The sequence below is a fragment of the Cyanobacteriota bacterium genome (assembly GCA_025054735.1).
Lineage (GTDB): Bacteria > Cyanobacteriota > Cyanobacteriia > SKYG9 > SKYG9 > SKYG9.
This window is the reverse complement of sequence record JANWZG010000543.1, coordinates 1-2,083: the sequence shown is the minus strand read 5'-3', so window position 1 is coordinate 2,083 and position 2,083 is coordinate 1. Positions and strand designations below refer to the sequence as shown.

Here is a 2,083-nt window from a genome sequence, read left to right as displayed (position 1 = left end):
AACAACGATGTAGTTGCCTACTTACGCACGCTGGCAGTTCCCCACATTGCTATTACTAATGGTGCAGATCCCATCCAGTTCTACACCAATGCACTAGCCGGAACTATACCAGTGCCTGTAGTAGCCGTGGTTGACACCCTAGGGGCTGGAGACATTTTTCACGGCGCATTTTGCCACTATATTTTGAGTGCAGATTTTACAACGGCACTACAAAAAGCAGCCACGATCGCCTCGTCTACTTGCACATCCTTCGGAACTCGTCAATGGTTGCTGTCATCAATACCTGAATGAACAGCTCTAGGCCATCTTGTTCTCGATCGCCCACCGTGCCAACTCAGTGCGGTTATGAAGACCAGTTTTGCCCAACATATTGCTAACATGGCTCTCAATAGTGCGCTGACTAACATTCATTTCTTCAGCAATTTCCCGGTTGGCCATGCCCTGGGCTACAAAGTGAACGACTTTAATTTCTGTGGGAGTCAACTCCACATCAAATGGCACTTGAATTCGAGGGGTTCCTTCGCTATCACGATTCTGATGATGAATCAGTCGAGAAGCTTGCTTTAGGGAAGACTCCACCTGGGCAACAAGTTCCTCTGGTTCAAAGGGCTTTACCATGTAAACATCTGCGCCAGTGTTCAGCCCCTTAACCCGGTCTTGGCTTTGTCCCTTAGCAGAGAGAAACAAGATGGGAATCCAACTAGTTCGAGCATCATCTCGGACGTGTTTCACAAAGGAGTAGCCGTCCATTTCCGGCATCATCACATCACAAATGATCATGTCAGGAAGTTCATTCTCTAGAATTTCTATTGCCTCCCGACCATTTTCAGCCGTAATCACTTCGTAACCCCGAAACTCCAAATAGTCCTTGACTAAGAGGATTAGGTTGGGGTCATCGTCAATCAACAGCAACCGTTTGTGTTCTGCCACAGTGTTTTCCTTCATGTGCAACTACGTTCAGAGTTTCTAGGTTTGAAATCTTAGTATGCTTACCGATCGCGCTCCCTTAAAGCTCCTCCATCGTGCGGCGATATGTTTCAGAAACTAAATCTTACTAGATATTTTAATTCTTGACCAAGAGATGCAACGAGTTTATATATAAATACGCATACAAATGCGCATAAATGCTTGATAAGCCTGTGAGCATTTATAGCAAATTTTTGCTGGATGATATCAGCTTGAGCTAAGAAATATCAAGTCTACCTCCTGAAGAATGGCTTTCAACCTATTCTCAGACAATGCTGGTGACTGAAGACCACTATGTGACCACTACACTGCATGACCACTGTACGGATAAAGCATAGCGCTGCCCAAAACCGGAAGGGTACTAAGCTTGAGGCGCAGTCTGATGGAAAACGTTAGCAGGTTTTAGTCATCTCATGTTAGGGGTCAAAGCTGTTGATGGTCTTGCTAACCCTCTAGGTGTTATGTGAAAACTCCGGAGAACCTGTAGGGCTATCATGGGTAATTTTGTTACCTCACTTACACATACCCCACTTACACAGTTGATTCAGTTTTTTGATCCTTTAAGCAAGCTATGGGTATAACAATTCACTCTGAGAACAAGCTAAAGGTCTTAGGATGCCCCGCACATCAAGGCCGATGGTTTCTAATTCCATTAGGCATGATTATTTTGCTGTGTCTAGGAAGTGTATATTCCTGGAGTATTTTTAGAACTCCTCTGGAAAATGAACTGGGGATTAGTGCGACTGAAAGCCTGTTGCCATATACCGTTGTGTTAGTTTTCTACGCTACACTGATGCCAATCACAGGCTTTTACATTCCCCGTATTGGTACCCGCGTCACTACGGCGATCGGAGGTGTGGTTGTAGGCTTAGGCTACATTCTTTCTAGCTTTGCAACCCAGATTGGGATCCTTGTCTTCACTTACGGGGTAATCGCTGGAACTGGAATCGGCATTGCCTATGGAGTTCCCATTTTTGTTGTTTCCCGATGGTTTCCCGATAGAAAAGGCTTAGCAGTAGGCTTGACCATTATTGGTTTTGGTCTCTCACCCCTTGTCACGGCTCCCCTGGCCAACCAACTCATTGTGGCTTACTCGGTGCGACCTACGCTGCGTATA

General features: G+C 45.6%; 3 protein-coding genes. 2 read left to right on the top strand and 1 reads right to left on the bottom strand.

Annotated features, from left to right (window positions below; all coding sequences use genetic code 11):
• Nucleotides 1–291, top strand: a 291-nt coding sequence (locus NZ772_17920) for a PfkB family carbohydrate kinase (GenBank protein ID MCS6815432.1), incomplete at its 5' end; no start/stop codon positions are given.
• Between the two features lie 6 nt (nt 292–297).
• On the opposite strand, the gene NZ772_17915 is transcribed toward NZ772_17920, so the two are convergent.
• Complete coding sequence (locus NZ772_17915) at nt 298–945, bottom strand: response regulator transcription factor (GenBank protein MCS6815431.1); 648 nt, start codon at nt 943–945, stop codon at nt 298–300.
• A 592-nt stretch (nt 946–1,537) separates the two neighbouring features.
• Between NZ772_17915 and NZ772_17910 the strand changes: the two genes are divergently transcribed.
• On the top strand, nt 1,538–2,083 hold a 546-nt coding region (locus NZ772_17910), incomplete at its 3' end, for an MFS transporter (GenBank protein MCS6815430.1).